18 protein-coding genes are annotated in these 22,063 nt (G+C 58.7%); 10 read left to right on the top strand and 8 right to left on the bottom strand.

Translation table 11 applies throughout. The features are described from left to right. Window positions 1-4: 4 nt before the first annotated feature. Window positions 5-1,642 (bottom strand): methyl-accepting chemotaxis protein, encoded by a 1,638-nt coding sequence (locus tag MSNKSG1_RS09390; protein ID WP_008939018.1) that lies wholly within the window; start codon window positions 1,640-1,642, stop codon window positions 5-7. 124 nt (window positions 1,643-1,766) lie between these two features. Beyond that, on the bottom strand, window positions 1,767-2,009 hold the full coding sequence (locus MSNKSG1_RS09385; protein ID WP_008939017.1) for a hypothetical protein: 243 nt from the start codon (window positions 2,007-2,009) through the stop codon (window positions 1,767-1,769). Between the two features lie 246 nt (window positions 2,010-2,255). On the opposite strand from MSNKSG1_RS09385, the gene parC reads away from it, so the two are divergent. Both parC and serB read left to right on the top strand, forming a co-directional pair. Beyond that, window positions 2,256-4,550, top strand: coding sequence for a DNA topoisomerase IV subunit A (parC, locus tag MSNKSG1_RS09380; protein ID WP_008939016.1), 2,295 nt, complete (start codon window positions 2,256-2,258; stop codon window positions 4,548-4,550). Further along, the gene (gene serB / locus MSNKSG1_RS09375; protein ID WP_008939015.1) at window positions 4,543-5,775 is read left to right on the top strand and encodes a phosphoserine phosphatase SerB; all 1,233 of its coding nucleotides are present in this window, start codon (window positions 4,543-4,545) and stop codon (window positions 5,773-5,775) included. Before parC ends, serB begins: the two co-directional genes overlap by 8 nt. Window positions 5,776-5,842: 67 nt before the next feature. On the opposite strand, the gene MSNKSG1_RS09370 is transcribed toward serB, so the two are convergent. From MSNKSG1_RS09370 to epmB, 3 genes are all read right to left on the bottom strand, one after another. Beyond that, window positions 5,843-7,927, bottom strand: coding sequence for an EAL domain-containing response regulator (locus MSNKSG1_RS09370; RefSeq protein ID WP_008939014.1), 2,085 nt, complete (start codon window positions 7,925-7,927; stop codon window positions 5,843-5,845). A 139-nt stretch (window positions 7,928-8,066) separates the two neighbouring features. Continuing rightward, window positions 8,067-9,872, bottom strand: a complete 1,806-nt coding sequence (locus MSNKSG1_RS09365) for a hypothetical protein (protein WP_040886833.1) — start codon at window positions 9,870-9,872, stop codon at window positions 8,067-8,069. Window positions 9,873-10,095: 223 nt separating this feature from the next. Continuing rightward, complete coding sequence (gene epmB, locus MSNKSG1_RS09360) at window positions 10,096-11,136, bottom strand: EF-P beta-lysylation protein EpmB (protein ID WP_008939012.1); 1,041 nt, start codon at window positions 11,134-11,136, stop codon at window positions 10,096-10,098. A gap of 45 nt (window positions 11,137-11,181) precedes the next feature. Here epmB and efp point away from each other — a divergent pair, with 45 nt between their 5' ends. Further along, on the top strand, window positions 11,182-11,757 hold the full coding sequence (gene efp, locus MSNKSG1_RS09355) for an elongation factor P (RefSeq protein ID WP_008939011.1): 576 nt from the start codon (window positions 11,182-11,184) through the stop codon (window positions 11,755-11,757). A 6-nt stretch (window positions 11,758-11,763) separates the two neighbouring features. Then, window positions 11,764-12,732: an EF-P lysine aminoacylase EpmA gene (gene epmA, locus MSNKSG1_RS09350; RefSeq protein ID WP_008939010.1), complete on the top strand. Its 969-nt coding sequence runs from the start codon at window positions 11,764-11,766 to the stop codon at window positions 12,730-12,732. Window positions 12,733-12,734: 2 nt separating this feature from the next. Here epmA and asd read toward each other — a convergent pair whose 3' ends face one another. Then, complete coding sequence (gene asd, locus MSNKSG1_RS09345) at window positions 12,735-13,589, bottom strand: archaetidylserine decarboxylase (RefSeq protein ID WP_008939009.1); 855 nt, start codon at window positions 13,587-13,589, stop codon at window positions 12,735-12,737. Window positions 13,590-13,763: 174 nt separating this feature from the next. Between asd and motA the strand changes: the two genes are divergently transcribed. Continuing rightward, window positions 13,764-14,615 carry a flagellar motor stator protein MotA gene (gene motA, locus MSNKSG1_RS09340; RefSeq protein ID WP_008939008.1) on the top strand — a complete coding sequence of 284 codons (852 nt, stop codon included), beginning with the start codon at window positions 13,764-13,766 and terminating at the stop codon, window positions 14,613-14,615. Between the two features lie 29 nt (window positions 14,616-14,644). Continuing rightward, window positions 14,645-15,610, top strand: coding sequence for a flagellar motor protein MotB (motB, locus tag MSNKSG1_RS09335; protein ID WP_008939007.1), 966 nt, complete (start codon window positions 14,645-14,647; stop codon window positions 15,608-15,610). Between the two features lie 15 nt (window positions 15,611-15,625). On the opposite strand, the gene rsgA is transcribed toward motB, so the two are convergent. Next, window positions 15,626-16,681 (bottom strand): small ribosomal subunit biogenesis GTPase RsgA, encoded by a 1,056-nt coding sequence (gene rsgA / locus MSNKSG1_RS09330; protein ID WP_008939006.1) that lies wholly within the window; start codon window positions 16,679-16,681, stop codon window positions 15,626-15,628. Window positions 16,682-16,847: 166 nt separating this feature from the next. Here rsgA and orn point away from each other — a divergent pair, with 166 nt between their 5' ends. Beyond that, window positions 16,848-17,390, top strand: coding sequence for an oligoribonuclease (gene orn / locus MSNKSG1_RS09325; RefSeq protein ID WP_008939005.1), 543 nt, complete (start codon window positions 16,848-16,850; stop codon window positions 17,388-17,390). On the opposite strand, the gene queG is transcribed toward orn, so the two are convergent. Next, complete coding sequence (gene queG / locus MSNKSG1_RS09320; protein WP_040886739.1) at window positions 17,380-18,465, bottom strand: tRNA epoxyqueuosine(34) reductase QueG; 1,086 nt, start codon at window positions 18,463-18,465, stop codon at window positions 17,380-17,382. The two genes, orn and queG, sit on opposite strands and share 11 nt — an antisense overlap. A gap of 144 nt (window positions 18,466-18,609) precedes the next feature. Between queG and MSNKSG1_RS09315 the strand changes: the two genes are divergently transcribed. From MSNKSG1_RS09315 to MSNKSG1_RS09305, 3 genes are read left to right on the top strand one after another with little or no spacing between them, the layout of a single operon-like run. Further along, complete coding sequence (locus MSNKSG1_RS09315; RefSeq protein ID WP_008939003.1) at window positions 18,610-20,166, top strand: bifunctional ADP-dependent NAD(P)H-hydrate dehydratase/NAD(P)H-hydrate epimerase; 1,557 nt, start codon at window positions 18,610-18,612, stop codon at window positions 20,164-20,166. Beyond that, window positions 20,166-20,663 (top strand): tRNA (adenosine(37)-N6)-threonylcarbamoyltransferase complex ATPase subunit type 1 TsaE, encoded by a 498-nt coding sequence (tsaE, locus tag MSNKSG1_RS09310; RefSeq protein WP_008939002.1) that lies wholly within the window; start codon window positions 20,166-20,168, stop codon window positions 20,661-20,663. Before MSNKSG1_RS09315 ends, tsaE begins: the two co-directional genes overlap by 1 nt. A gap of 36 nt (window positions 20,664-20,699) precedes the next feature. Then, window positions 20,700-22,055: an N-acetylmuramoyl-L-alanine amidase gene (locus MSNKSG1_RS09305; protein WP_008939001.1), complete on the top strand. Its 1,356-nt coding sequence runs from the start codon at window positions 20,700-20,702 to the stop codon at window positions 22,053-22,055. Window positions 22,056-22,063: the final 8 nt, after the last annotated feature.

Here is a 22,063-nt window from a genome sequence, read left to right as displayed (position 1 = left end):
GGAATCAGACCCGGAATCGGCCCGTCTGTTGCTCCAGGTCGCTTGCGTAACCGTGCAACGACTGGCTGATCTCGTCGATCTCCCGCGAACGTTTGGCGCTGTCTGACGCCAGATCGTTGATTTCCGTAATACTTCGATTGATCTCGTCCACAACCTGGGTCTGCTGTTCCGTGGCGGACGCAACGCTGGTGTTGGCATCGCTGATATCGGCAATGCCTTCGAGAATGGCCTGAAGCCCGCTTTCGGCCTCGGTTGCCAGCTTCTCGGTTTCGGCGGCCTCGCGACTGCCAACCTCCATGACAGACACCACTTCCGATACGCCGCTTTGCAGGGCCGTGATCATGGTCTGGATATCTTCCGTAGACTGCTGGGTTCGCTGCGCCAGTGTTCGGACTTCGTCAGCCACAACCGCAAAGCCGCGCCCCTGTTCGCCGGCTCTGGCCGCCTCTATGGCCGCGTTAAGGGCGAGCAGGTTGGTCTGCTCGGCAATGCCCCGGATCACGTCCAGTACCGACGTGATGTTGTCGGAATCTTCCGATAACTTCCGGATCGCTTCGGCCGCTTTGGCGGTCTGGGCGGCGAGGCTGTGAACCTGCCTTGAAGAGTCCCCGATAATGCGAGCATTATCGCGACCTTTCTGTTCCGCTTCCCGGGTGATCTCGGCCGCCCGCGAGGCGTTGCCGGCCACTTCTTCGATGGCACTCTGCATTTCATTGATGGCGGTGGCCACCATGGCAATGGAGTCGGTCTGCCGACTCACGCCGTCGTTGTTTTCCTGAGCCGCGGTTGCCAGGCGACCGGCGCCGTCACCAAGCCCGTTACTGAGTTCCTGAATCGACCGGATCATGCTCTGGAGATTGGCGAGGACCTGGTTAAAACTGTCGGCCAGTCGGCCAAGGTCATCTTTTACTTCGACAGGAATTCGCTGGGTAAGGTCGCCTTTGCCCTGTGCTATTGCGTCGAGCTGACGGCGGACTGCACTGATTGAGCCAATGATCAGTCGCATGAAGAGCAGGAACAGAGCGAGACTCAGAATGATCGCCAGAACGGTGACAGTGCCCGTGGTGATTGAGCTGGACATGCCCTCCTGCGCAGAATCCTTTGCACGGTTTGCGGCCTGTTCGTCAGCAAGCGCGCCGAGCTTGTCGTAATAATCCCGCAGGTTGCTGAACAGTGTAGAAGTCTCACTCTCTGCAAGGGTTCTGGCCTGTTCGGGGTCGCCGTCGAGTGCGGTCTTTATTACCTTTCGGGCCGATGTTTCCCAGCGATCAAAGGCGGTGTCAAAGCCCTGGATAACCGGAGCCGCGCCCGAATCGGAGAGAAGGACAGACGCCTGGGTGAAACGATCCTGTGCCTGCTGGGCATTTTCATTGAAGCTTTCCAGGAACGCGCCGGTGTCTTCCTGATTGAAGGCTGCGTCAACCAGTTTGATCTGAGCTACATAAGCCTGATAGAGGTCGCGGTCGCCGTTCAGGATTTTGCTGACCGAGGGCAGGTAATTGGTAGCAATGCGATTGGTATCCGAGATGAGTTCCCGGACGGTCAGCGCGTTCAGAATTCCGATTACGATCAGGGCCGCGGCAGTGATGCCAAAAGGGAGGGCGATTTTGGTCCGGAGACCAAGGTTTCGAAACACCTGCATGCTGTCCTCGCAATGTCTGTTGTTCTGAAGACAGCATAGCAGCTGGATGCGTCAACGCTCCGAAAACATTAACAAAACGATGAGTCAGGGAATGGGGTTATGATGTGGGTCAACTTGGCCGGTCTTACGACGAAGAACGGGGAGATTCCTCGTTGGAGCTGCAGTTTCTGCAAAGATACCGTTGACGCCAGAACTGACCGGCAAAGATAACGACCCAGATCAGCAGGCCTGCCCACAAATAAGTTTTCGGAACGTCGAAGTTGCCGCTGATCGCAAATTCCACGAGCAGCATCAGTGCCACGGCCAGTACCGCATTGACCAGGGCTGTCACCATGGCCTGCCCGCAGGCTTTGAGGTTCTGTCTCATAATGTTCCGCTCGTCCGGGAAATAAAACGGTCAATGACTTACGCCTGATGAGAATACGATCAGGGTTACGGTCTCTCCATTCGGGAATTCCGCTATTGGCGTTTTCATCATTGGCCGGGATTGGAGTATCTGGGTTGGCCTCCATATAATGTGCGCTCGCACATATCCCGTGTATTTCGCGGGCGCAAAAGGTAGCATCACTGCCAGTTTCGACAAACCGGCAGTCCAGGTAAACAAGAGGCATACATGCCAGAATTTCAAACCACTGATGAAGGCTTTGAGCGCGTCTCGCTCAGGGATTACACGGAAAAGGCCTACCTTGATTACTCCATGTACGTCATCCTCGACAGGGCCCTGCCCAATGTCGGAGACGGGCTGAAGCCGGTTCAGCGGCGCATCGTTTATGCCATGTCGGAGTTGGGCCTGAAGTCCACCTCCAAGTACAAGAAATCGGCCCGCACGGTCGGGGATGTACTGGGCAAGTTCCATCCTCACGGTGACAGTGCCTGCTACGAAGCCATGGTGTTGATGGCCCAGCCGTTCTCCTATCGCTATCCGCTGGTGGACGGGCAGGGGAACTGGGGGTCTCCGGACGATCCCAAGTCCTTTGCCGCCATGCGTTATACCGAATCCCGTCTGGCTCCGTTTGCGGACGTTCTGCTGGGTGAGCTTGGCCAGGGCACGGTGGATTGGGTGCCCAACTTTGATGGCACAATGGAGGAGCCCTCCATCCTGCCGGCGCGTCTGCCCCATGTGCTGCTCAATGGGACCACCGGTATTGCAGTAGGCATGGCTACGGATATCCCGCCCCACAATGTCCGGGAAGTCGCGGCCGCCTGTATTCACCTGCTGGACCAGCCGGATGCCACCGTGGACGATCTCTGCGAGCACATCAAAGGCCCGGATTTCCCGACCCACGCCGAAGTGATCACACCGCGTCGGGACATTCGCCAGATGTACGAAACCGGCCGCGGATCACTGCGGATGCGGGCCCGCTGGACGCGGGAAAATGGCGAAGTGGTGGTCACGGATCTGCCGCACCAGGTGTCCGGAAACCGGGTGCTGGAGCAGATTGCCCATCAGATGCAGACCAAGAAACTGCCGATGGTGGCGGATCTGCGCGATGAATCCGACCATGAAAACCCCACGCGCCTAGTGATCGTTCCCCGATCCAGCCGCGTTGACCTCGATGGGCTGATGGCACACCTCTTTGCCAGCACCGACCTGGAAAAAACCTACCGGGTGAACATAAACGTTATCGGAAACGATGGCCGCCCGGGCGTGAAGGGGCTCCATTCCGTCCTGACCGAATGGCTGGCCTTCCGTCGAACAACAGTGGTTCGCCGCCTCCAGCATCGGCTGGACAAGGTGTTGGCCCGTCTGCACATTCTGGAAGGCCTCCTGGTCGCCTATCTGAATATCGACGAAGTCATCGAGATCATCCGGTATGAGGACAAGCCCAAAGATGAGCTGATGGCTCGCTTTGGACTGTCGCCGGAACAGGCAGAGGCCATCCTGGAGCTGAAACTCCGTCATCTGGCGAAGCTGGAAGAGATGAAAATCCGGGGCGAGCAGGACGAACTCTCGGCGGAGCGTGACGAACTGCAGTCCATCCTGGGATCCGAGGACCGTTTGCGCGAGTTGATCAAGACCGAGATCCAGCAGGATGCGGAAAGCTTTGGCGATGATCGCCGCTCACCCATTGTGGAGCGTGAAGAGGCACGGGCGTTCAGTGAAGTCGACCTCGTCTCCAACGATCCGGTGACGGTTGTGTTGTCCGAGAAAGGCTGGGTCCGCGCTGCCAAGGGCCACGATATCGAGCCCGAGGGCCTGAGTTACAAGGCGGGTGACCGGTTTGCACTGGCGGCCCGGGGGCGCAACAACCAGCAGGCGATCTTCCTGGATTCCACCGGGCGGGCATACTCGCTTCTGGCGCACACCCTGCCGTCAGCCAGGGGGCAAGGCGAACCGCTGACCGGCCGCATCAATCCGCCCTCCGGCGCGACCTTCTCCGGGCTTCTGCTGGGTGAGCCGTCCGGTAAGGTGCTGCTGGTTACCGATGGCGGGTATGGCTTCGTGACCAGTATGAACGACATGATCAGCAAGAATCGCAATGGCAAGGCCGTTGTCAGTGTGCCGAAAGGCGCAAAGATCCTGTCTCCGGTTTCCGTTCCCCGGTCGGAGAGTCCGCTATACCTGGCGGCCATTTCCAATGAAGGTCGGATGTTGGTCTTCCCGCTCAGTGAGTTGCCGGAGCTGGCCAAAGGGAAAGGTAACAAGATCATCAGTATCCCCTCTGCCCGCGTCCAGAACCGCGAGGAATATGTCGTGGCGGTGGCTGTGTTCGCGCAGGATGACCAGATCGAGATCCGGGCCGGCAAGCGCAAGATGGGATTGAAATTCAGTGATCTTGAGCATTACATCGGAGAACGCGGGCGTCGTGGCCATAAGCTGCCGCGGGGGCTTCAGCGGGTCGATGCCATAGACGTGATAGCCACTGCCGCCCAGGCGGGGCAAGAGGAGAGCGGCGACAGTGAGTGAGCTGGTACTGATTAACGTATCGGGACGCGACAAGCCCGGACTCACCTCGGAAATCACCGGCATCATGGGGCAGTACGATGTCCGGATTCTGGACATTGGCCAGGCGGTGATTCACGACCATCTGACCTGGGGAATTCTGATCGAGATTCCGGATGAGTCCAAATCGTCCCCGGTCATCCGGGACCTGCTGTTCCGGTTGCATGCCCTCGATCTTCAGGTTCACTTCGCGCCGATTACTGTCGAGGAGTACCAGGCGTGGGCGGCAGGTCGGAATCGTGCCTGCTACATCGTCACTCTCCTGTCCCGGGATATCAAGGCGGAGCAGATTGCCAAGGTTTCGGCGATTACCGCCCGGCATGGCCTGAATATCGACAACATCAGTCGCCTGTCGGCGCGACCGTCGCTAAATACGGGCGACAACCGGATTGCCTGTGTGGAGTTTTCGGTACGCGGTACGCCGGCGGATCTTGAAGAACTGCGCGCCGATTTCCTCCACATCGCCGGCGAAATGAACGTGGACATCGCCTTCCAGGAGGATTCCATTTTCCGCCGGAATCGTCGACTGGTGGTTTTCGATATGGACTCCACGCTGATCGAGGCAGAAGTCATAGACGAACTCGCTCGGGAAGCTGGTGTGGGTGACCAGGTGGCCGAGATTACCGAGCGGGCCATGCAGGGGGAACTCGATTTCAGTCAGAGCTTTGCCGAGCGTCTGGCCCTGCTGAAAGGGCTTGATGAGTCTGTGCTTGAAGGCATTGCCAGCCGCCTCAGGTTGACGGAGGGGGCCGAGCACCTGATTCGCAGTCTCAAAGGTCTGGGCTACCGCACGGCCATCCTCTCCGGTGGTTTTACCTACTTTGCGAAGCATCTGCAGTCAAAGCTGGGCATCGACTACGTTTACGCCAACGAGCTGGAAATCGAGAATGGCAGGGTGACCGGTCGGGTAGCGGGCCAGATTGTGGACGGCAAGCGCAAAGCGGAATTGTTGCTGGATATCGCGAAAAAGGAGCACATTTCCCGCGAGCAGGTCATTGCCGTGGGAGATGGTGCCAACGACCTGCCAATGCTGAGTCAGGCTGGTCTGGGAGTGGCCTTCCGGGCCAAGCCCCTGGTCAAGGAGTCTGCCCGCCACTCGATTTCCACGCTGGGGCTGGATGCCATCCTGTACCTGATCGGATTCCGGGAAAGTGAAACCAACCAGTCGATCCAGCAATCGGGATTGTAGGGTTTCTCAGTGGTACTGAACCAGAAACGGCGCTCACTGGAGCGCCGTTTTTTATTGGGTCCGAGTATCAGCTGTCGCCGAAATCGTAGTTCATCTCGGGAACCGGTGCCTGCAGGTAATAGCCCTGGATGTAGTTGACGCCGGCCTGCCAGAGTGTCGCCAGGATACTGGCGTTCTCCACCAGCGGAATGATCGTCAGCTTGCCGGAGGACTGCAGGCTCTTGACCATTTCCTTGACCTGCTCCTTGGCGTCGTCATTTTTCTGCATCTCTTCCGTGAAGGACCCGTCGATTTTTACGTAGTCCGCGTCAACGTGTTTGAAGGTGTTGAACGGATTCAGGCTGCAACCGAACTGCGAGATCGAGACCTTGCAGTGCAACTCGTGGACGGACTTGGTGAAATCCTTGGCCTGCTTCATGAAGTTGTTTGCATCGCCTTCACGGAGCTGGAAGATCAGTGAGTCACCGGGCAGGCGAGCGGCCTTAAGGGCTACGCTCAGCCAGGGCGTGAAGGTCTTGTCCTGGAGTGTTTCCGCTGTGACGTTCAGGAACAGCCGGGTGTCATGACCACGGGAACGATGACTGGCCAGCTGCTTGATGGTCTGGAGAATGACCCAGCGGTCGATCTTGATAGCCGTGTCTGTGGGCCCGGAAGGCGGCAGGAAGTCATAGGGGGATACTTCCTTCTCGTCCTTGTCGAGCATCCGAACGAAGGCCTCGTAATGCTCCTCTCCCTCGCCACGAAGGTTGATGATGGGCTGGAACAGCAGCCGGAAACGGTTGTCGTCGAGGGCTTTCTGAATGGTTTCCACCGAGTTGGTGGTGTCCAGAGATTCGTATTCGGCCGGGTTGTATACGAGGACTCCGTTACCCTGTTGCTGGCCTTCCTGCTTGCGAACATCGGCAGATGCCGTGTGGGCGCGACCGAGCAGTTCCTCTGCCCTGGGCGAGTTCTCGGTAATGGCCGCGACACCAATGCTCACGGTCAGGGGTACTGTACGGCCATCAATGTCGAACAGATGGTCCTCGACAGCCTTCCGTACCTTTTCTGCCTGCTCGGCCATGGCCTTCTCATCGCACGGCTGGCACATCATGCTGAAGGCGTCGTCACTGAGGCGGGCAAGCGTCATGTTGTCATCCACCTGTTCCTTGAGCAGTGACGCCAGATCTCCCAACAGAAGATCCGCGCCGGCAATGCCGACCTGGCTCTTCATGGTGATGAAGTTGTCGAGCGCAATGTAGGCCAGGGCGCCGGTTTCGTTTTCCTTGCCCGCCCGTGCGATTGCTTCGCCCAGCGCACTCATCATGTGCTGGCGGTTGTACAGGCCGGTCAACAGATCCTGGCTGCTGATCTGGCGCAGCTTTTCTTCCAGTTCCGCGTCGTTGTGTTCCGGTTGCAACACGATCTGCGTGCAGGCTTCCCCGTCGTAGGTGGCTGCGGACACCGACATGGTCACACTGAGCTCCTGGTCGTCACTGCGCCGGGCCGTGCAATTGAGGGTCATGCCGTCTTCGCCCTTTTCGACAAAGGACTTCATGAACTGTTTGTACTTCTCCTGACTTTCGGGTGTCAGGGTGTCCAGAACGGGAATGCAGATCAGCTCGTCAATGTCGTCGTAGCCGAGAAAATCCATGTACGACTGGTTTGCATAGATGTGCATGCCATCGTTGATGTAGGCGATCGCATCTTTGGAGCTTTCCAGAAGTAATTGACACCGCTGTTCCGCCTCCCGGAGATGGGATTCGAGCACCCGCCGGCGACGCCGTTCCTCCAGCGCTGCCAGTTCCCGGTTGACCACCAGCATCAGCATATCGGAATACTCGGCCGGTACCGTGTCCTGGGCGCCGGCCTTCATGATGTCGACAGTGCGCTCGCGGTTCTCCTCGGAGGTCAGCAGGATGAAGGGAATGTCCTTGTCCATGCGTCGTATGGTGGCCAGGGCCTCGTCCGCCGTGAACTCTTCGTCGCCGTCTCGAGCAAGGAGCAGGTCCCAGTTCCCCGTCTTCAGAACTTCTTCCAGATCTTCCTCAGACGTGATGCGGTGAGCGCGCGTCGCTTTTCCGGAGTTGCGAAGAAGGCTGACCAGCGATTCAGCATCGTTCTGGGAGGGATCAAGAATCAGGAGGTGTACGGTGGCGTTCTTTTTCTGCATTCGGAAAACGTCTCAAGCTACTCGTTGGCGGCGCCGGCTGATGGCAATGGTGACGCCGGCTTATTGCGTAAGCAGAATGATGCAGGGGTTAATGGCTAATAACAACCCTACAATCCGCGACAGCGCCACAGTTCTCGTATCATAAGGATGGCCAGAGCGAATCGAATTCGTCCTCGCTGGCGCAGCTATCGTCCAAACGATCGTCCGCAGCCTGGAGCCGGCTATTCTGAAGCTTCAGTTCGAATTGGCTGATGCTGCCTGTGGAGGAAACCTTGCGACCCAGCGTCCCCTGGTCGTCCCGCCCATCGTGCAGCAGGGAAATCCGGCTGCCGGACTGGAACGGCAGACGAGGCGTGATCAGGGTGGCAGACTGATTCACAACACTGATTTCCGGAAGGAGCAGGCCGCGCAGGTACTCACTGCTGTTGCCGATCTTCTGGATCAGGCGAACGCCACAGGGTGACGCACTGGGCGCGAGCAGCTCAATGCCCACCTGGGTTCCCTGGTTCTTCACCTGACGGATCCAGCGGACCACTGCAACACTCCAGGGGTGGGTTCGCTGTTCCCGAACACCCAGCACTTCGCCGGCCTGCAGAGAGATGGGGACATTCGATTCCCAACCCACACAGTATCCACCGGGGCTGGTGTTGATCAGGTACGCATGGTGAGAACCGGGACGGTTACGTTCCGCCTCGTTCTGGGGTGTTGTACCCCGGGCGCCCCGGAAATTGATCGGGGTATCTGCAGAGTAGAGGCGATCCTCGCTCGGCCCTGCGTCGTGAGCGCCCGACCAGGCATCGTCGCGTTGGCGTGAGGCGCGCACGAACCGGTTCTCTTCGTCTCCATGGCCATTATCATTGCCACTGACAAACTCGGTAAACGTTTTCTCTCCGGCAATGAAATAGTGAGCAGCGGTAAGGCCGACGCAGATTTCCAGCGTGCCCTGGCTGGCGATTCGGTTGAAATTGCGTTTGGCAAGGATACCCAGGGCCTGACTGAGGTGCAGCAGGAGCGTGTCGTTGATCTTGGCAGGAACCGACAGTGGGGTATCCTCTCGCCGGCCCTCGCGGCGCGCCTGCAGTGTTTCCGACACCAGTGCGGAGAGTTCGCGGGTATCAAAGCCGTAGCTTTCCTCTCCCGGGTGGGTATCGAGCAGGCTGCGGTAGATCGGCGGGCTGTCTTTTTCCATGTTGATGACAAACAGACTGTCCTGGCCAATGTTCGATCCGCAGTCGGTATGGTCGGTCCAGGTCTCGAACAGGTCATAGACCTGTTCCAGCTCTGACTGTCTCAGCTGGTTTGGTCGCGCGCAGCCCAGGAGCAGAATCCGCTTGTAGCTGTCTGCAATCGTACTGGCCCTTCGGTGTACCAGCGTGTCGTCGTCAACGGTCGCCGAAGCGAGCCCCTTCTGATAGGCGTACCTGAAGAGGTGGTGACACTCCAGCCAACTGTTGGTCGGGCTCGGACAATAGAGCTGGTGGGAGCGGAGTATGGTCGCGGAAAGCTCCGAGATCGCCCGGTGAATAGCCATGATGACCGGTTTCCGGAGTTTGTCCGATCCACCATTGTCGATCAGCTCCACAAGACACAGTTTGTAGCCACCGGCCAGGTGCAGCTGCAGAGCCTGGGACAGGTTGGCGACCTTGCGTTGCTTTTCGGGGAGTGCAACGGCAAGACCCAAAAAATGGCGGGAGAGTTCCTTGCACACGAAGTGGATCTTGTCCCGCAGCAGCTCGAGCAACTGAAGACGCTGCTGCGGCGCGATAAACAGCTGATTCACTTCGATAATGGCGTGATAAAGTTGCCGCGATACTTCGCCGATATTGGCCATGGGCAACTGGCTCACCCACTGGCGAAACGCCTTGGGGCTGGTGTCGCAGAACGACAGACTGGACGTTTTCTGTTCAGGAACTTTCAGCTCGTTTTTCAGGGTATTGCCTTCCATGAGTGCGCGCCAATCTCGGACCACGGTGAATATCCCGGAGTTTACCTCCATGAACAGCATCGGTCGGCCTTTGCTGCACATTATTCAGGAAAACGCCGTAAATACATGTTTTTATCGTTAAACACTACTCGACTTTAAAATAGCAAACCATCATCAAAAAGCGAGAAGATCACGTGTTGACAATCTTTGACAAGTCCCGGACGCGCGTTTTCTGTGCGCGATTTCACGGGAACAGGTCCAGCGGTGTCTTGCTCGTTCGCCCCGGAATTTCCCGGACAAGTTTCGGAACCAGGAAGCCCGGGAGTTGGTCGAGCAGCTCTCGCACCAGGTGGCGGGCCTTGTCATCGCTGACGTTGAAGTGGTGAGCGCCGGCCACCGGATCAAACGCGTGCAGGTAGTAGGGCATGACACCCGCATCGAACAGGCGTTCGCTGAGTGACGCCAGCACCTGCGGGCAGTCGTTGACATCCCGCAGTATGACACTCTGATTCAGCAGAGTCGCGCCGGCGGCCCGAAGATCGGCCAGGGCCTTGTATGTTGGCTCATCAAGCTCGGCGGGATGGTTGGCGTGCAGCACAATAACAATCTGCAGATCGGATTCCCGGATCCACTGCAAAAGTGTGTCGCAGACCCGCTGTGGGATAACCACCGGTAACCGGGTATGGATCCTGAGCCGGCGGATATGCGGGATTCGGGCGATATCCCGGGCCCATTGCGACAGCAAGCGATCGTTCACGGCCAGCGGGTCGCCACCGCTGAATATAACCTCGTTGAGCTCGGGGCTCTGTTCCAGTGTCCTGAGGACCGTCTGCCTGTCTTCGGGGGTCAGCCGCTGTTCGTCGTAGGGGAAGTGGCGGCGGAAACAGTAGCGGCAATTGATGGCGCACTGGCCGGTCACCATCAGCAGGGCGCGGCTCCGGTATTTCCGGATCAGGCCGGTGGTCTGGATGGCCTCGTTCTCCGCCAGAGGGTCGCGCACAAAGCCGTCGCGATTTTCCCGTTCCTCCTTACGCGGCAGCACCTGAAGCAACAGCGGATCGCGGGCGTTGCCGTACTCCATGCGCATCAGAAACGGTTCGGGAACCCGTATCGGAAACAGGCGGTGCCCGTCGGATGCTCCATCAAACCATGCCTGTGGGTCCAGGCCCAGACGCTCAAGCAGTGATTCCGGAGTGGTGATGGATCGGGATAGCAACGTCTGCCAGCTGCCCGAGGCGACTTCAAGTTCTTGGGCTTCTATACGGGCGGGGGTTCGCTGTATCATAGCGACCTTTCAAATTTAAACGACATACTGTCAGGTGGACATTTCATGGCTTCATATTCTACCAATGAATTCCGCGGCGGTCTTAAGGTTTTGCTCGACGGAGACCCCTGCATCATTCTGGAAAACGAGTTCGTAAAACCCGGTAAGGGTCAGGCATTCAACCGGGTGAAGCTGCGTAACCTGATGACCAACCGGGTGTGGGAGCGGACGTTCAAGTCCGGGGAAACCCTGGAATCTGCGGATGTCATCGACCAGGACATGGAATACCTGTACAGCGACGGTGAATTCTGGCACTTCATGGCGACCGACGGTTCCTTTGAGCAGTTCCCGGCGGACGCCAAGGCCGTCGGCGATACGGTCAAGTGGCTCAAAGAGCAGGACGTGTACACCGTGACCCTTTACAACGGATCGCCACTCACGGTGACGCCGCCCAACTTTGTCGAGCTCGAGGTTGTGGACACGGACCCCGGCATGAAGGGCGATACTGCTCAGGGCGGCTCCAAGCCGGCAACCCTGTCTACCGGTGCTGTGGTGAACGTGCCTTTGTTTATCACTATTGGCGAAGTCCTCAAGGTGGATACCCGCTCCGGCGAATACGTTAACCGCGTCAAAAGTAGCTGATCAGCCATGAGTGAAAAGCCGGCCTGGCGCCCCACTGCGTCGATGGCCGTCCTGAAAAGCCGCGCACAGCAACTGGCCTTTGTGCGCGGCTTTTTTGCTGAAAGAGGGGTTCTTGAAGTCGAGACGCCCGCGCTCGGGCGATTCGGCGTGACCGATCCGAATCTTGATCCCGTGGCCGCAACGGTGTCCGCGTCTGGTGTGCGTGGCGGGTGGCTGCAGACATCGCCGGAATATCACATGAAGCGGCTTCTGGCCGCAGGGGCGGGGTCGATCTATCAGGTTTCCAGGGTGTTTCGCGATGGCGAGCGAGGCCGTCGCCACAACCCGGAATTCTCGATGCTCGAGTGGTATCGCCCGGATTTCAGTGACAACGAGCTGATGGCGGAAGTGGCGGACCTGGTCTGCGACTGGCTCGACTGCGAGCGCCCGGATACGCTCTCTTATCGGGATGCCATGATCGCGTGGGCTCATGTGGACCCGTTTGAAGCAACCGATTGCATTCTGCGCCGTCGCTGCGAGGAATGGCTTGAACCGGAGCAGTTGGCGGGTCTTGGCCGCGATGGTTGTCTGGACCTGCTAATGAGCTTTGCGGTCGAGCCCAACCTCGGGCCGGAAAGACCGGTTTTTATCACGTCCTATCCGGCATCCCAGGCTTCGCTCGCGAAGATCTCGATGGAGAGCGGGGTTCCGGTCGCGCACCGTTTCGAGCTTTATCTTAAGGGGATCGAGCTGTGTAACGGCTATTGGGAGCTGACCAATCCGGAAGAGCAGCGACAGCGGTTCCAGGTGGATAATCGGCTCAGGCGCGCGTCAGGAAAGCCTGAAATGGCGATCGATGACGCGTTTCTGGCGGCACTGGACGAAGGGCTGCCGGAGTGTGCCGGCGTGGCACTGGGGCTGGATCGGCTGTTGATGCTCAAGCTCGGTCTCACGGATATCGCCGAGGTATTGACGTTTCCGCTTGAGAGGGCCTGATCTCAGGCCTGCCTGCCGAAGGCTTCACCCATCCTGACGGTTTTGCCGGCCTGTTGATCGTCGTTCCAATGGACGCTGCCTTTGGGCATGACCATGATCACCGTCGATCCCAGACGGAAGCGTCCCATTTCCTCGCCCTTGCCAAAGCGGATCGCCTGCTCGCCCTCATAGGCCGAGGCTGTAACCTGTCCGTTCCCCGGAGCGACGACGCCGGACCAGGTGGTTTCGACGCTGCCGACTATCATGGCGCCCACCAGAACCATGGCCATAGGACCGGCGTCGGTATCGAAGATGCAGGCGACGCGTTCGTTGCGGGCGAACAGGTTCGGGACATTCTCTGCCGTCACCGGGTTCACCGAGAAAAGCTTGCCCGGCACGTAAACCATCTCGCGCAGGGTGCCGGCCATCGGCATATGGATGCGATGATAATCCTTCGGAGACAGGTAGATCGTGGCGAACTCGCCTCCGGTGAAGGGTTGGGCGCGCTGTTTGTCGCCGCCAAGCAGCTCGACCAGGCTGAATGACTGGCCCTTGGCCTGGAAAACCCGGTCGCCGGTGACGGAGCCGATCTGCGAGATGGCGCCGTCGACCGGGCTCACCACGACCTCATCGCCTTCTGCAATGGGCCGGATGCCTGGCTTGAGGGCACGGGTGAAGAAGGCGTTGAAGCTCGGATACGTTGTGAAGTCCGGTTCCGTCGCTTCACTCATGTTTACGCCATAGCGGTCGATAAACCATTTGATCACGCGGTTTTTCAGTGCCGGGGTGCGGTCGTTATCCGCCAGTCTCCCGGCAAGGCGTGAGACGGCCAGTTGGGGTGTAACGTACTGGCTCAGTACGAACAGTTTATCGAGCATTAAAACGATACCTTTGATTTCAGGGGCCGGAAGTTTACCAAATCCGCGGGCGTGTATAGAAATTGTTTCACGGCTTCGCGGTTCCCGCGGCTCCTTGCTATTATCAGAAGGATTTTTGCGCGCTGGCATCTGACAGAAGCCTATTACATAACCATAAGGTTTGCGAAGTATCCCATGTTGCTGATTATTGGTTCGATTGTTGTTGTTGCCTGTGTTCTGGGCGGTTTCACCCTGCACGGAGGTAATCTTCTGGTTCTGTGGCAGCCCACAGAAGTGCTGATCATTTTTGGCGCTGCATTGGGCTCGTTTGTGATTGCCAACCCCATACATACCCTCAAGGAAGTGTTCAGCAAAGGTATGCGGCTGATTACCGGATCACCTTACAACAAGGCTTTTTACATGGACCTGCTCAGCCTGATGTATGAGATCTTCGATAAGTCCCGAAAGCAGGGGGTGATGTCGATCGAGGAAGATATCGACAATCCGGAGTCCAGCCAGATATTCAGTCGCTATCCCGCCGTCATGAAATCCAAGGATCTGCTGGCCTTCATTACTGACTACCTGCGCATCATCAGTGCCGGCAATATGGCCACCCATGAACTCGAAGGCATGATGGAGAACGAGATCGACAGTCGTCAGCACGAACTGGAAGAACCGGCTCATGCGGTCAACAAAATTGCTGACGCCTTGCCCGGCCTGGGGATCGTTGCGGCCGTTCTGGGTATCGTTGTCACCATGAACTACATGTCGGAGGGGCCGGAAAAAATCGGTCTCAGTGTTGCGGCTTCCCTGGTTGGTACCTTTATGGGTATCTTTATGGGGTACGGCTTTGTCGGCCCGGCTTCCATCGCGCTCGAGCATGCTTCCAAGTATGAATTGAAGGCCTACGAGTGCGTCAAATCTGCCCTTGTCGCGACGGTCTCCGGCCAGGCGCCGCAGATGGCAATCGAGTTCGGCCGCAAGGCCTTGCCTACCGACAAGCGCCCGGGTTTCCAGGAGCTGAACGATCATGTCCGGTCGACGTGATCCTCGTGACAGGCATCGGGAGCTGAAGCATGGCGGGTGAAGATCAGCCGATCATCATCAAACGCAAGAAAAAGGTCGTCGGTGGGCACCACGGCGGTTCCTGGAAGGTCGCGTTTGCCGATTTTGCCACGGCCATGATGGCGTTCTTCCTGGTCCTGTGGCTTACATCCACCGCCAGCCCGGAGCAGAAGCGGGCGGTTGAGGGGTATTTCCGGGATCCGGTGGGGTTCACCGAGGGTGGCTCGCCCAATCCGGTGGACCTGGAAGGCAGCGCCTCCGTGGTTAACGAGGCCACCCAGGATGTTGCAGACAGTCAGATCCAGATCAAGGACGAAGTCGTCGACCAGCTTTCCGATACCCTGGAAAAACGCCGGATGCAGGAGCTATTCCAGGAGCTCAAACAGCGGATCGAGCAGAACAAGACCCTGCAGGAGTTCAAGGACCAGTTGCTCATCGACATCACCGACGAGGGGTTGCGCATCCAGGTTGTCGACCGGTCCGGGCGGCCGATGTTCGACAGTGGCCGAGCTGAACTCAAGTATTATTCGCAGGAGATCCTGTTTGAGTTGGCCAAGACGTTGGGTTCGGTGAACAACAAGGTCAGCATCACCGGCCATACGGATGCCACGCCATTCAACGGGCGCCCCGGTTACACCAACTGGGAGCTGTCGGCGGATCGGGCCAATACCGCGCGGCGGGCTCTGGTGGCCGGCGGTGTCCGGCCGGAGCAGATCGCCCGTGTCGTGGGTTTGTCCGACTCGGTTCTGTTCGACAAGGAAGATCCCACCGCACCGGTGAATCGACGGATTTCTATTATCGTGCTGAACAAGAAAACCGCCGAGGACATCCAGCACAGCGCGGATGGCGGAGGTGCGCCGGTGATTGATCTGACCCGTCCCACGGACGCCGAAGCCCAACAGGCGATGGACAAACTTAAAGCGGGTGACTGGCAGCAGGACAAACCAAAGCCGGCGCCCGGCGAACTGAACTGGTAACCGTTCGATGGCTGCCTAGTCGATGGTCAGCCCACGGGATTGTTGTTCGGCCATGTCGGCCAGGATTCTGTGAAAGCTCCGGAGACGCTCCGGACTAATCCGGCCATCGGCCGCAGCCGCCTCCAGCGCGCAGCCTGGATCGCCCATGTGGCGGCAGTTTCGGAACTTGCACGTTCCGATGAGTTCGCGGATCTCCCGAAAACCGTATTCGATCTCCTGCGGCGTCATATGCCACAAGCCGAATTCCCGAATGCCGGGCGAATCGATCAGGTCTCCACCCAGGGGCAGGTGAAACAGCTTGGCGGTGGTGGTGGTATGGATCCCCTTGCCGGTGCTTTCTGAAACCGCGCCCACGCGCAGCGATTCATCGGGCAGCAGGGTCTGGATGATCGAGGATTTGCCCACCCCGGACTGGCCAACGAATACACTCGTCTGATCCTTCACCAGTCTAGTGACTTCCGGGGAAGGCTGGTCTCCGGCTTCGGCCGCAGATGTCCGCACCACCTCGTATCCGAGAGACTCATAGCGATGAAGCAGTTGTTCAATGGCATCCCGATTGGTGTCGGTGATGAGGTCGGTCTTGTTGAGCAGAATGACCGCCGGGATATCGGTGGTCTCTGACGCGACCAGATACCGGTCGATCAGGTTGTCGTGGGGTTCGGGCTCCGGTGCGATCACCAGAATGATGTGATCGATGTTCGCTGCCACAGGCTTCAATGCCCCGAAGTTGTCAGGACGCTGTAGCAGATTGCGTCGTTCACACCGGGCGACAATGACACCGGCATCGTTTTTACCCGGTCGCCAGATCACCTTGTCACCGGTCACCAGGTTGTCGATATTGGCCCGCACGAAGCACCGGAACACGGTGCCCCGCTCCTCGCCCTCAAGCGCTTCCACATCCAGTTGCTGGCCGTAGTGGGCGATGATCAGACCTTCCTGTTCCTGCCCCAGTTCTCCGGCCTCGGTCTGTTGCTCAATGGCTTTTTCCTTCCGTGCTGCACGGGCAGCCCGTTCCTGTTGGATTTTCTGGATGCGCCATTGCTGCTGTTTGTTCAGTCGCCGTTTTGCCATAGAGGTATCAGAGAGTGCCGTGAATGTTCCTTGTGGTCCGTGCCATCATACTGGAATCCCGCATGAGTCGCTGTACTATGTTGTCAAGCTTGGCGACTATATCGCCGGAATCTGAGCTGGAGAGCCGGCTCTCCAGCCTGCACCCGAAACCCAGAAGGTTAGAGCAATGTCTGAAGGAAATCGCCTGGTCTGGATCGACCTGGAAATGACCGGCCTGGATCCGGAGAAAGAGCGGATCATCGAAATGGCCACCATCATCACCGACGCTGAATTGAACGTCATCGCCGAAGGTCCCGTCATCGCCGTCCACCAGCCGGACAGCCTGCTGGATGCCATGGACGAGTGGTGTACCAGGACCCATGGGGCCAGTGGCCTGACCCAGCGGGTCAGGGAAAGCACCATTGACGAGGGGCAGGCGGAACAGCAAACGCTGGCGTTCCTGAACAAACACCTCGGTCCGGGGGAGTCCCCATTATGCGGTAACAGCATCGGCCAGGACCGCCGCTTCCTGGTGAAATACATGCCCGAGCTGGAACAGTTCTTCCATTACCGGAACCTGGATGTCTCCACCGTCAAGGAACTGGCCCGTCGCTGGCGTCCCGACGTGTTGGATGGGGTCAAGAAAAAGGGCAGCCATCTTGCGCTCGATGACATCCGCGATTCCATCAATGAATTGCGCCACTACCGGGAAACCTTTTTTAAGGTTTGATTCCGTGGCGGGCGAGCGCCCATTGGACGTGTTCCCTGACCACCTCGGAAGGGTGGTCAGCCCGCTTTTTGAGGGCCTCGATCACCGAGATGGTTGAGGGAGCATTGCCAAGGCCCACTGCGAGATTCCGGAGCCAGCCCTCATAGCCGGTTCGCCGGATCGCGGAACCTTCTGTACGCTTCAGGAACTCGGTCTCGGACCAGAGAAACAGCTCCGCCAATGACGCATTGTCCAGGCCGTGCCTTGGCTGGAAGTCCTGCTCGTCGGTGGGTTTGCTGAACTTGTTCCAGGGGCAGACCAGCTGGCAATCGTCACACCCGAAGACCCGATTGCCCATGAGTGGGCGCAGCTCTTCCGGGATAGAGCCCTTCAGCTCAATGGTCAGGTAGCTGATGCAGCGGCGTGCATCCAGTAAGTGGGGGCCCACAAACGCGTCCGTCGGGCAGACTTCCAGGCAAGCCGAACAGCTGCCGCAGTGATCGCTCTCGAAGGGCGGGTCCACCGGTAGCGGTGCGCTGGTAAAAATCTCCCCGAGGAAGAAGAACGAACCGGCTTTCGGGTGAATCAGCATATTGTTCTTGCCTATCCAGCCCAGGCCGGCGCGCTGGGCCAGTGCACGTTCAAGTACCGGCGCACTGTCGACAAAGGCGCGATGGTCATGGCCGGTGACGGCGTCGTCGATCCATTTGGCCAGGGTCGCGAGCCGCTTGCGCATCAGTTTGTGATAATCCCGCCCCAGGGCATAGCGCGTGATATAGGCTGTTTCGCGGTCAGTAAGTGCTTGTTTCGGGTTGTCCGGGGATGGCAGATAGTCCATACGGACGGAAATGACCCGGGCCGTTCCCGGGACCAATGCTGTGGGCGTGTAGCGCTTGTTGCCGTGGTGGCCCATGTATTCCATCTCACCCTGATAACCGCTTGCCAACCAGCTTTTCAGGTATCGGGCATGCTCTCCGGTGTCGGGAAGGGTGATCCCTGCATCTGCAAAGCCGAGCTCTCTGGCCCACTGACGAATGGTGCCGGGAAGGTCGGCCAGTGGTGGGGTTGGCGGTTGTTCTGACGTCAGGTCATTCATGGAGCAATGCACGGGGGTGGGCGAGAAAATCATCCATTGGATCTTTAATCTGATTAAGTTATGACCTTTTTCGCTGTTTTGCTATGCTTTACAGAGATCTGGCCAATTTTCTTAAACCGGTTTCTGTAACGGGAGCTCTGGCTCATGCCGCCACAATCTCCGCATAGTCTACCAGACGACCTTTACTCCGCCGATGCCGTTCGGCAGATCGACCGGTTTGTGATCGATGAACTGGGCGTTGACGGTTTCGAGTTGATGCAGGGCGCGGCTCGCGCTGCCTTCCGTCGGTTGATGGGCCGGTGGCCGGACATCAGTCCGTTGCTGGTTCTTTGTGGTGCGGGTAACAATGGCGGCGACGGCTATCTGGTGGCGGCCAATGCCCATCGCCATGGCCTGGAGGTACACTGTATTGCAGTGGCACCTACCGAGAAACTGGCCGGAGACGCCCGTAAGGCCTGGCAAAAGGCGTTGTCCGATGGCGTGGTGGTCAGGGAACTTGGTGACCTTGATGAGTCCGAGTTGGCGGGATTGTTCGACCAGGCCAGCCTGATCGTCGATGCCATGCTCGGAACAGGCGTATCCGGCGCCCCTGGGGGAGTATTTGCCGATTTGATCCGGCGAACCAATGATGTTCCGACGCCGGTGCTGGCTGTGGATTTACCGTCCGGCTTGAATGCAACCACAGGAGCCGCCGCAGGCGAGGTGGTCCGGGCAGATCTGACGGTGACTTTCATTGGTCTCAAGGCCGGATTGTTTACCGGACAGGGTGCCGCCGTGTGCGGTGAGATCGTGTTTGATGCGCTTGGAACCGGCGACGCCATTGAGGGCAGTGGCCAGGCGCCCTTGGCCTGGCTGCGCTTTCTCGACCGGATAGGTTCCTGGTTGCCAGCACGGCCGGCGAACGCTCATAAGGGGCGATTTGGCCACGTGCTGGTGATTGCCGGTGAACGCGGATTTGGCGGAGCCGGATTGATGGCGGCTGAGGCGGCGTCCAGGTCCGGGGCTGGCCTGGTGACCCTGGCCACTCGACCAGAACACGTGTCGGCGGCACTGGCCCGGTGCCCCTCCGTAATGGCTCACGGGATTATTCACGGCTCCGAGCTGGGTCCCATGTTGGAAGCGGCTTCGGTAGTGGTGTGTGGCCCGGGCATCGGTACCGGAAGCTGGGGGCAGCAGATGCTTCAGCAGGTGTTGGCATCCGAGAAGCCGAGGGTACTGGATGCCGATGCACTGAATCTGATGGCCGCGCGGGTCGCTGTCCTGTCTGATAGGCAGATTCTGACGCCGCACCCGGGCGAAGCGGCACGGTTGTTGGGCTGCTCGGTGGCCGAGGTCGAGAACGATCGGGTCTCGGCGGCAAAAAAGCTCCAGAGCACCTTTGGTGGAACCGTCTTGCTGAAAGGCGCGGGTACGGTGATAGCCCGGGGCGGAGAAACGGTGGATATTGTCGGTGGTGGCAATCCGGGCATGGCAACCGGTGGCATGGGGGACGTTCTGGCAGGCGTTATTGGCGCGCTGGCCGGACAGCTGGACGATATGTCCAGAGCCGCCACGCTTGGGGCTTGTGCCCATCTGGAGGCGGCAAACCTGGCTTCCCGGGACAAAGGCTACATGGGGATGATACCGGCAGACGTGATTGACGCCCTGCCGTCGGTCTTCCGTCCGATAGAATTCCCCGTACCCGATTTGCAGGAGTATTGATGACCATATACGGGAATGAGCGACGCCTGCTTCTGGACAGCGAATCAGAGACTGAACAACTTGGCCGCGAACTGGCACGACGGGCAGTTGAATCGGAATCGGGCCTGGTGGTTTTTCTCGAGGGTGATCTGGGTATGGGCAAAACGACCCTGAGCCGCGGCGTGATGCAAGGCCTGGGCCATGACGGGGCGGTCAAAAGCCCGACCTACACCCTGGTAGAGCCATACGAGCATCTCAAGCCGAGAGCCTATCATTTTGATCTTTATCGGCTCGGTGATCCGGAAGAACTGGAATACATGGGGATCCGGGATTATTTCTCGGACGAGAATCTGTGTCTGGTCGAATGGCCCGAGCGGGGACAAGGCGTTTTGCCCGAGCCCGATCTGGAAATCCATCTCGAGCGGCAAGGTGAGGGACGTTCTGTTGTCATTCGCGCGCGGTCGGCTCGCGGGGCTCATCTGATGAATGAACTGGAATTGATCGGGCCGGATCATTGACGGTCGGGTATGACTCAAGTCTGCAGGTATAGCGGTATGGACTGGAACAATCGTGGTGTTTTGAGGGCCCTTGTGTTTATCGCCAGTGTTTTGCTGGCGCTGAACGCCTGGGCGGGCGATCGTGTTAAGGATGCGCGTATCTGGCCCGCTCCGGACCACACTCGTCTGGTGTTGGATCTGACCGGTCCGGTGGAACACAACGTCTTTGCCCTGAGTGGGCCTGACCGGCTGGTCATCGATTTGAAGAACGCTTCGCTGAAGACCAATCTGGACGGTCTGGATCTTTCGGGAAGCCCGATTCGCCGTATTCGGAGTGCGCCGAGACACGGTCACGATCTCAGGGTCGTCCTGGATCTGAAAAGCGCCGTCAAACCTCGAAGTTTCCAGTTGGCGCCCAACCAGCAGTATGGTCACAGACTGGTTGTGGATCTCATTGACGAGAACGGCACAAGGATCGAGAAGGCCACGCAGCCAACGGTCACCCAGGATGCTGCCGGCAAGCGCGATGTGGTTGTGGTGGTGGATCCGGGCCACGGAGGGGAGGACCCAGGTGCGAGTGGCCCGCATGGTACCAAGGAAAAGGATATCGTCCTGAAGCTGGCGAAGAAGGTCGCTGCGATCATTAATCAGAAGGCCGGTTACACGGCCAAGCTCACGCGCACCGGAGACTACTATGTCGGGCTTCGGAATCGCACGGTGCTGGCCCGGAAGTACAACGCCGACCTGTTTGTGTCGATTCATGCCGATGCCTTTCGCACGCCACAGCCGAGGGGCGCGTCGGTATTTGCCCTGTCGCAGCGGGGAGCCACCAGTGAGACCGCCCGCTGGCTGGCGCAATCGGAAAACCGTTCGGATCTGATCGGCGGCACCGGGGGCGTCTCGCTCGATGGCAAGGACGATATGCTGGCGGGAGTGCTCCTGGATCTGTCAATGACGGCAAGCATCAATGCCAGCCTGGGTGTGGGCGGGTCCGTGCTCAGCAATCTGGACGACGTGGCAAAGCTGCACAAGTCCCGGGTGGAGCAGGCCGCGTTCGTGGTACTCAAATCCCCGGATATCCCATCCATCTTGGTCGAATCCGGTTTTATCTCCAATCCGCGGGAGGAAAAGAACCTGTCGACGGAATGGTACCGCAACCGGATTGCCAATGCCGTTGTCAGCGGCATCGATGAGTATTTCCGGAAAACGCCCCCGCCGGGGACCCTGCTTGCCTGGAAGAAAAAGCATGGCGACGTCAGTGACGGGATCAGTCAGTACCGCATCCAGCGAGGCGATACGCTGTCCCAGGTTGCGCGGGAAAACGAGGTTTCCGTCAATGAGTTGATGCGCTTTAACGGCCTGAGTGATGACCGTGTTATGGTAGGGCAAACCATTCGTATCCCTGCATCCTGATCAAGAGG

This window comes from Marinobacter santoriniensis NKSG1, assembly GCF_000347775.1.
Lineage (GTDB): Bacteria > Pseudomonadota > Gammaproteobacteria > Pseudomonadales > Oleiphilaceae > Marinobacter > Marinobacter santoriniensis.
This window is presented reverse-complemented; position numbering and strand designations above follow the sequence as displayed.

Excerpts from the sequence above, each read along its gene's own strand:
- MSNKSG1_RS09390 (WP_008939018.1), bottom strand. The coding sequence starts at position 1,642 with ATGCAGGTGTTTCGAAACCTTGGTCTCCGGACCAAAATCGCCCTCCCT.
- MSNKSG1_RS09385 (WP_008939017.1), bottom strand. The coding sequence starts at position 2,009 with ATGAGACAGAACCTCAAAGCCTGCGGGCAGGCCATGGTGACAGCCCTG.
- parC (WP_008939016.1), top strand. The coding sequence starts at position 2,256 with ATGCCAGAATTTCAAACCACTGATGAAGGCTTTGAGCGCGTCTCGCTC.
- MSNKSG1_RS09370 (WP_008939014.1), bottom strand. The coding sequence starts at position 7,927 with ATGCAGAAAAAGAACGCCACCGTACACCTCCTGATTCTTGATCCCTCC.
- MSNKSG1_RS09365 (WP_040886833.1), bottom strand. The coding sequence starts at position 9,872 with ATGGAAGGCAATACCCTGAAAAACGAGCTGAAAGTTCCTGAACAGAAA.
- epmB (WP_008939012.1), bottom strand. The coding sequence starts at position 11,136 with ATGATACAGCGAACCCCCGCCCGTATAGAAGCCCAAGAACTTGAAGTC.
- efp (WP_008939011.1), top strand. The coding sequence starts at position 11,182 with ATGGCTTCATATTCTACCAATGAATTCCGCGGCGGTCTTAAGGTTTTG.
- epmA (WP_008939010.1), top strand. The coding sequence starts at position 11,764 with ATGAGTGAAAAGCCGGCCTGGCGCCCCACTGCGTCGATGGCCGTCCTG.
- asd (WP_008939009.1), bottom strand. The coding sequence starts at position 13,589 with ATGCTCGATAAACTGTTCGTACTGAGCCAGTACGTTACACCCCAACTG.
- motA (WP_008939008.1), top strand. The coding sequence starts at position 13,764 with ATGTTGCTGATTATTGGTTCGATTGTTGTTGTTGCCTGTGTTCTGGGC.
- motB (WP_008939007.1), top strand. The coding sequence starts at position 14,645 with ATGGCGGGTGAAGATCAGCCGATCATCATCAAACGCAAGAAAAAGGTC.
- rsgA (WP_008939006.1), bottom strand. The coding sequence starts at position 16,681 with ATGGCAAAACGGCGACTGAACAAACAGCAGCAATGGCGCATCCAGAAA.
- orn (WP_008939005.1), top strand. The coding sequence starts at position 16,848 with ATGTCTGAAGGAAATCGCCTGGTCTGGATCGACCTGGAAATGACCGGC.
- queG (WP_040886739.1), bottom strand. The coding sequence starts at position 18,465 with ATGAATGACCTGACGTCAGAACAACCGCCAACCCCACCACTGGCCGAC.
- MSNKSG1_RS09315 (WP_008939003.1), top strand. The coding sequence starts at position 18,610 with ATGCCGCCACAATCTCCGCATAGTCTACCAGACGACCTTTACTCCGCC.
- tsaE (WP_008939002.1), top strand. The coding sequence starts at position 20,166 with ATGACCATATACGGGAATGAGCGACGCCTGCTTCTGGACAGCGAATCA.
- MSNKSG1_RS09305 (WP_008939001.1), top strand. The coding sequence starts at position 20,700 with ATGGACTGGAACAATCGTGGTGTTTTGAGGGCCCTTGTGTTTATCGCC.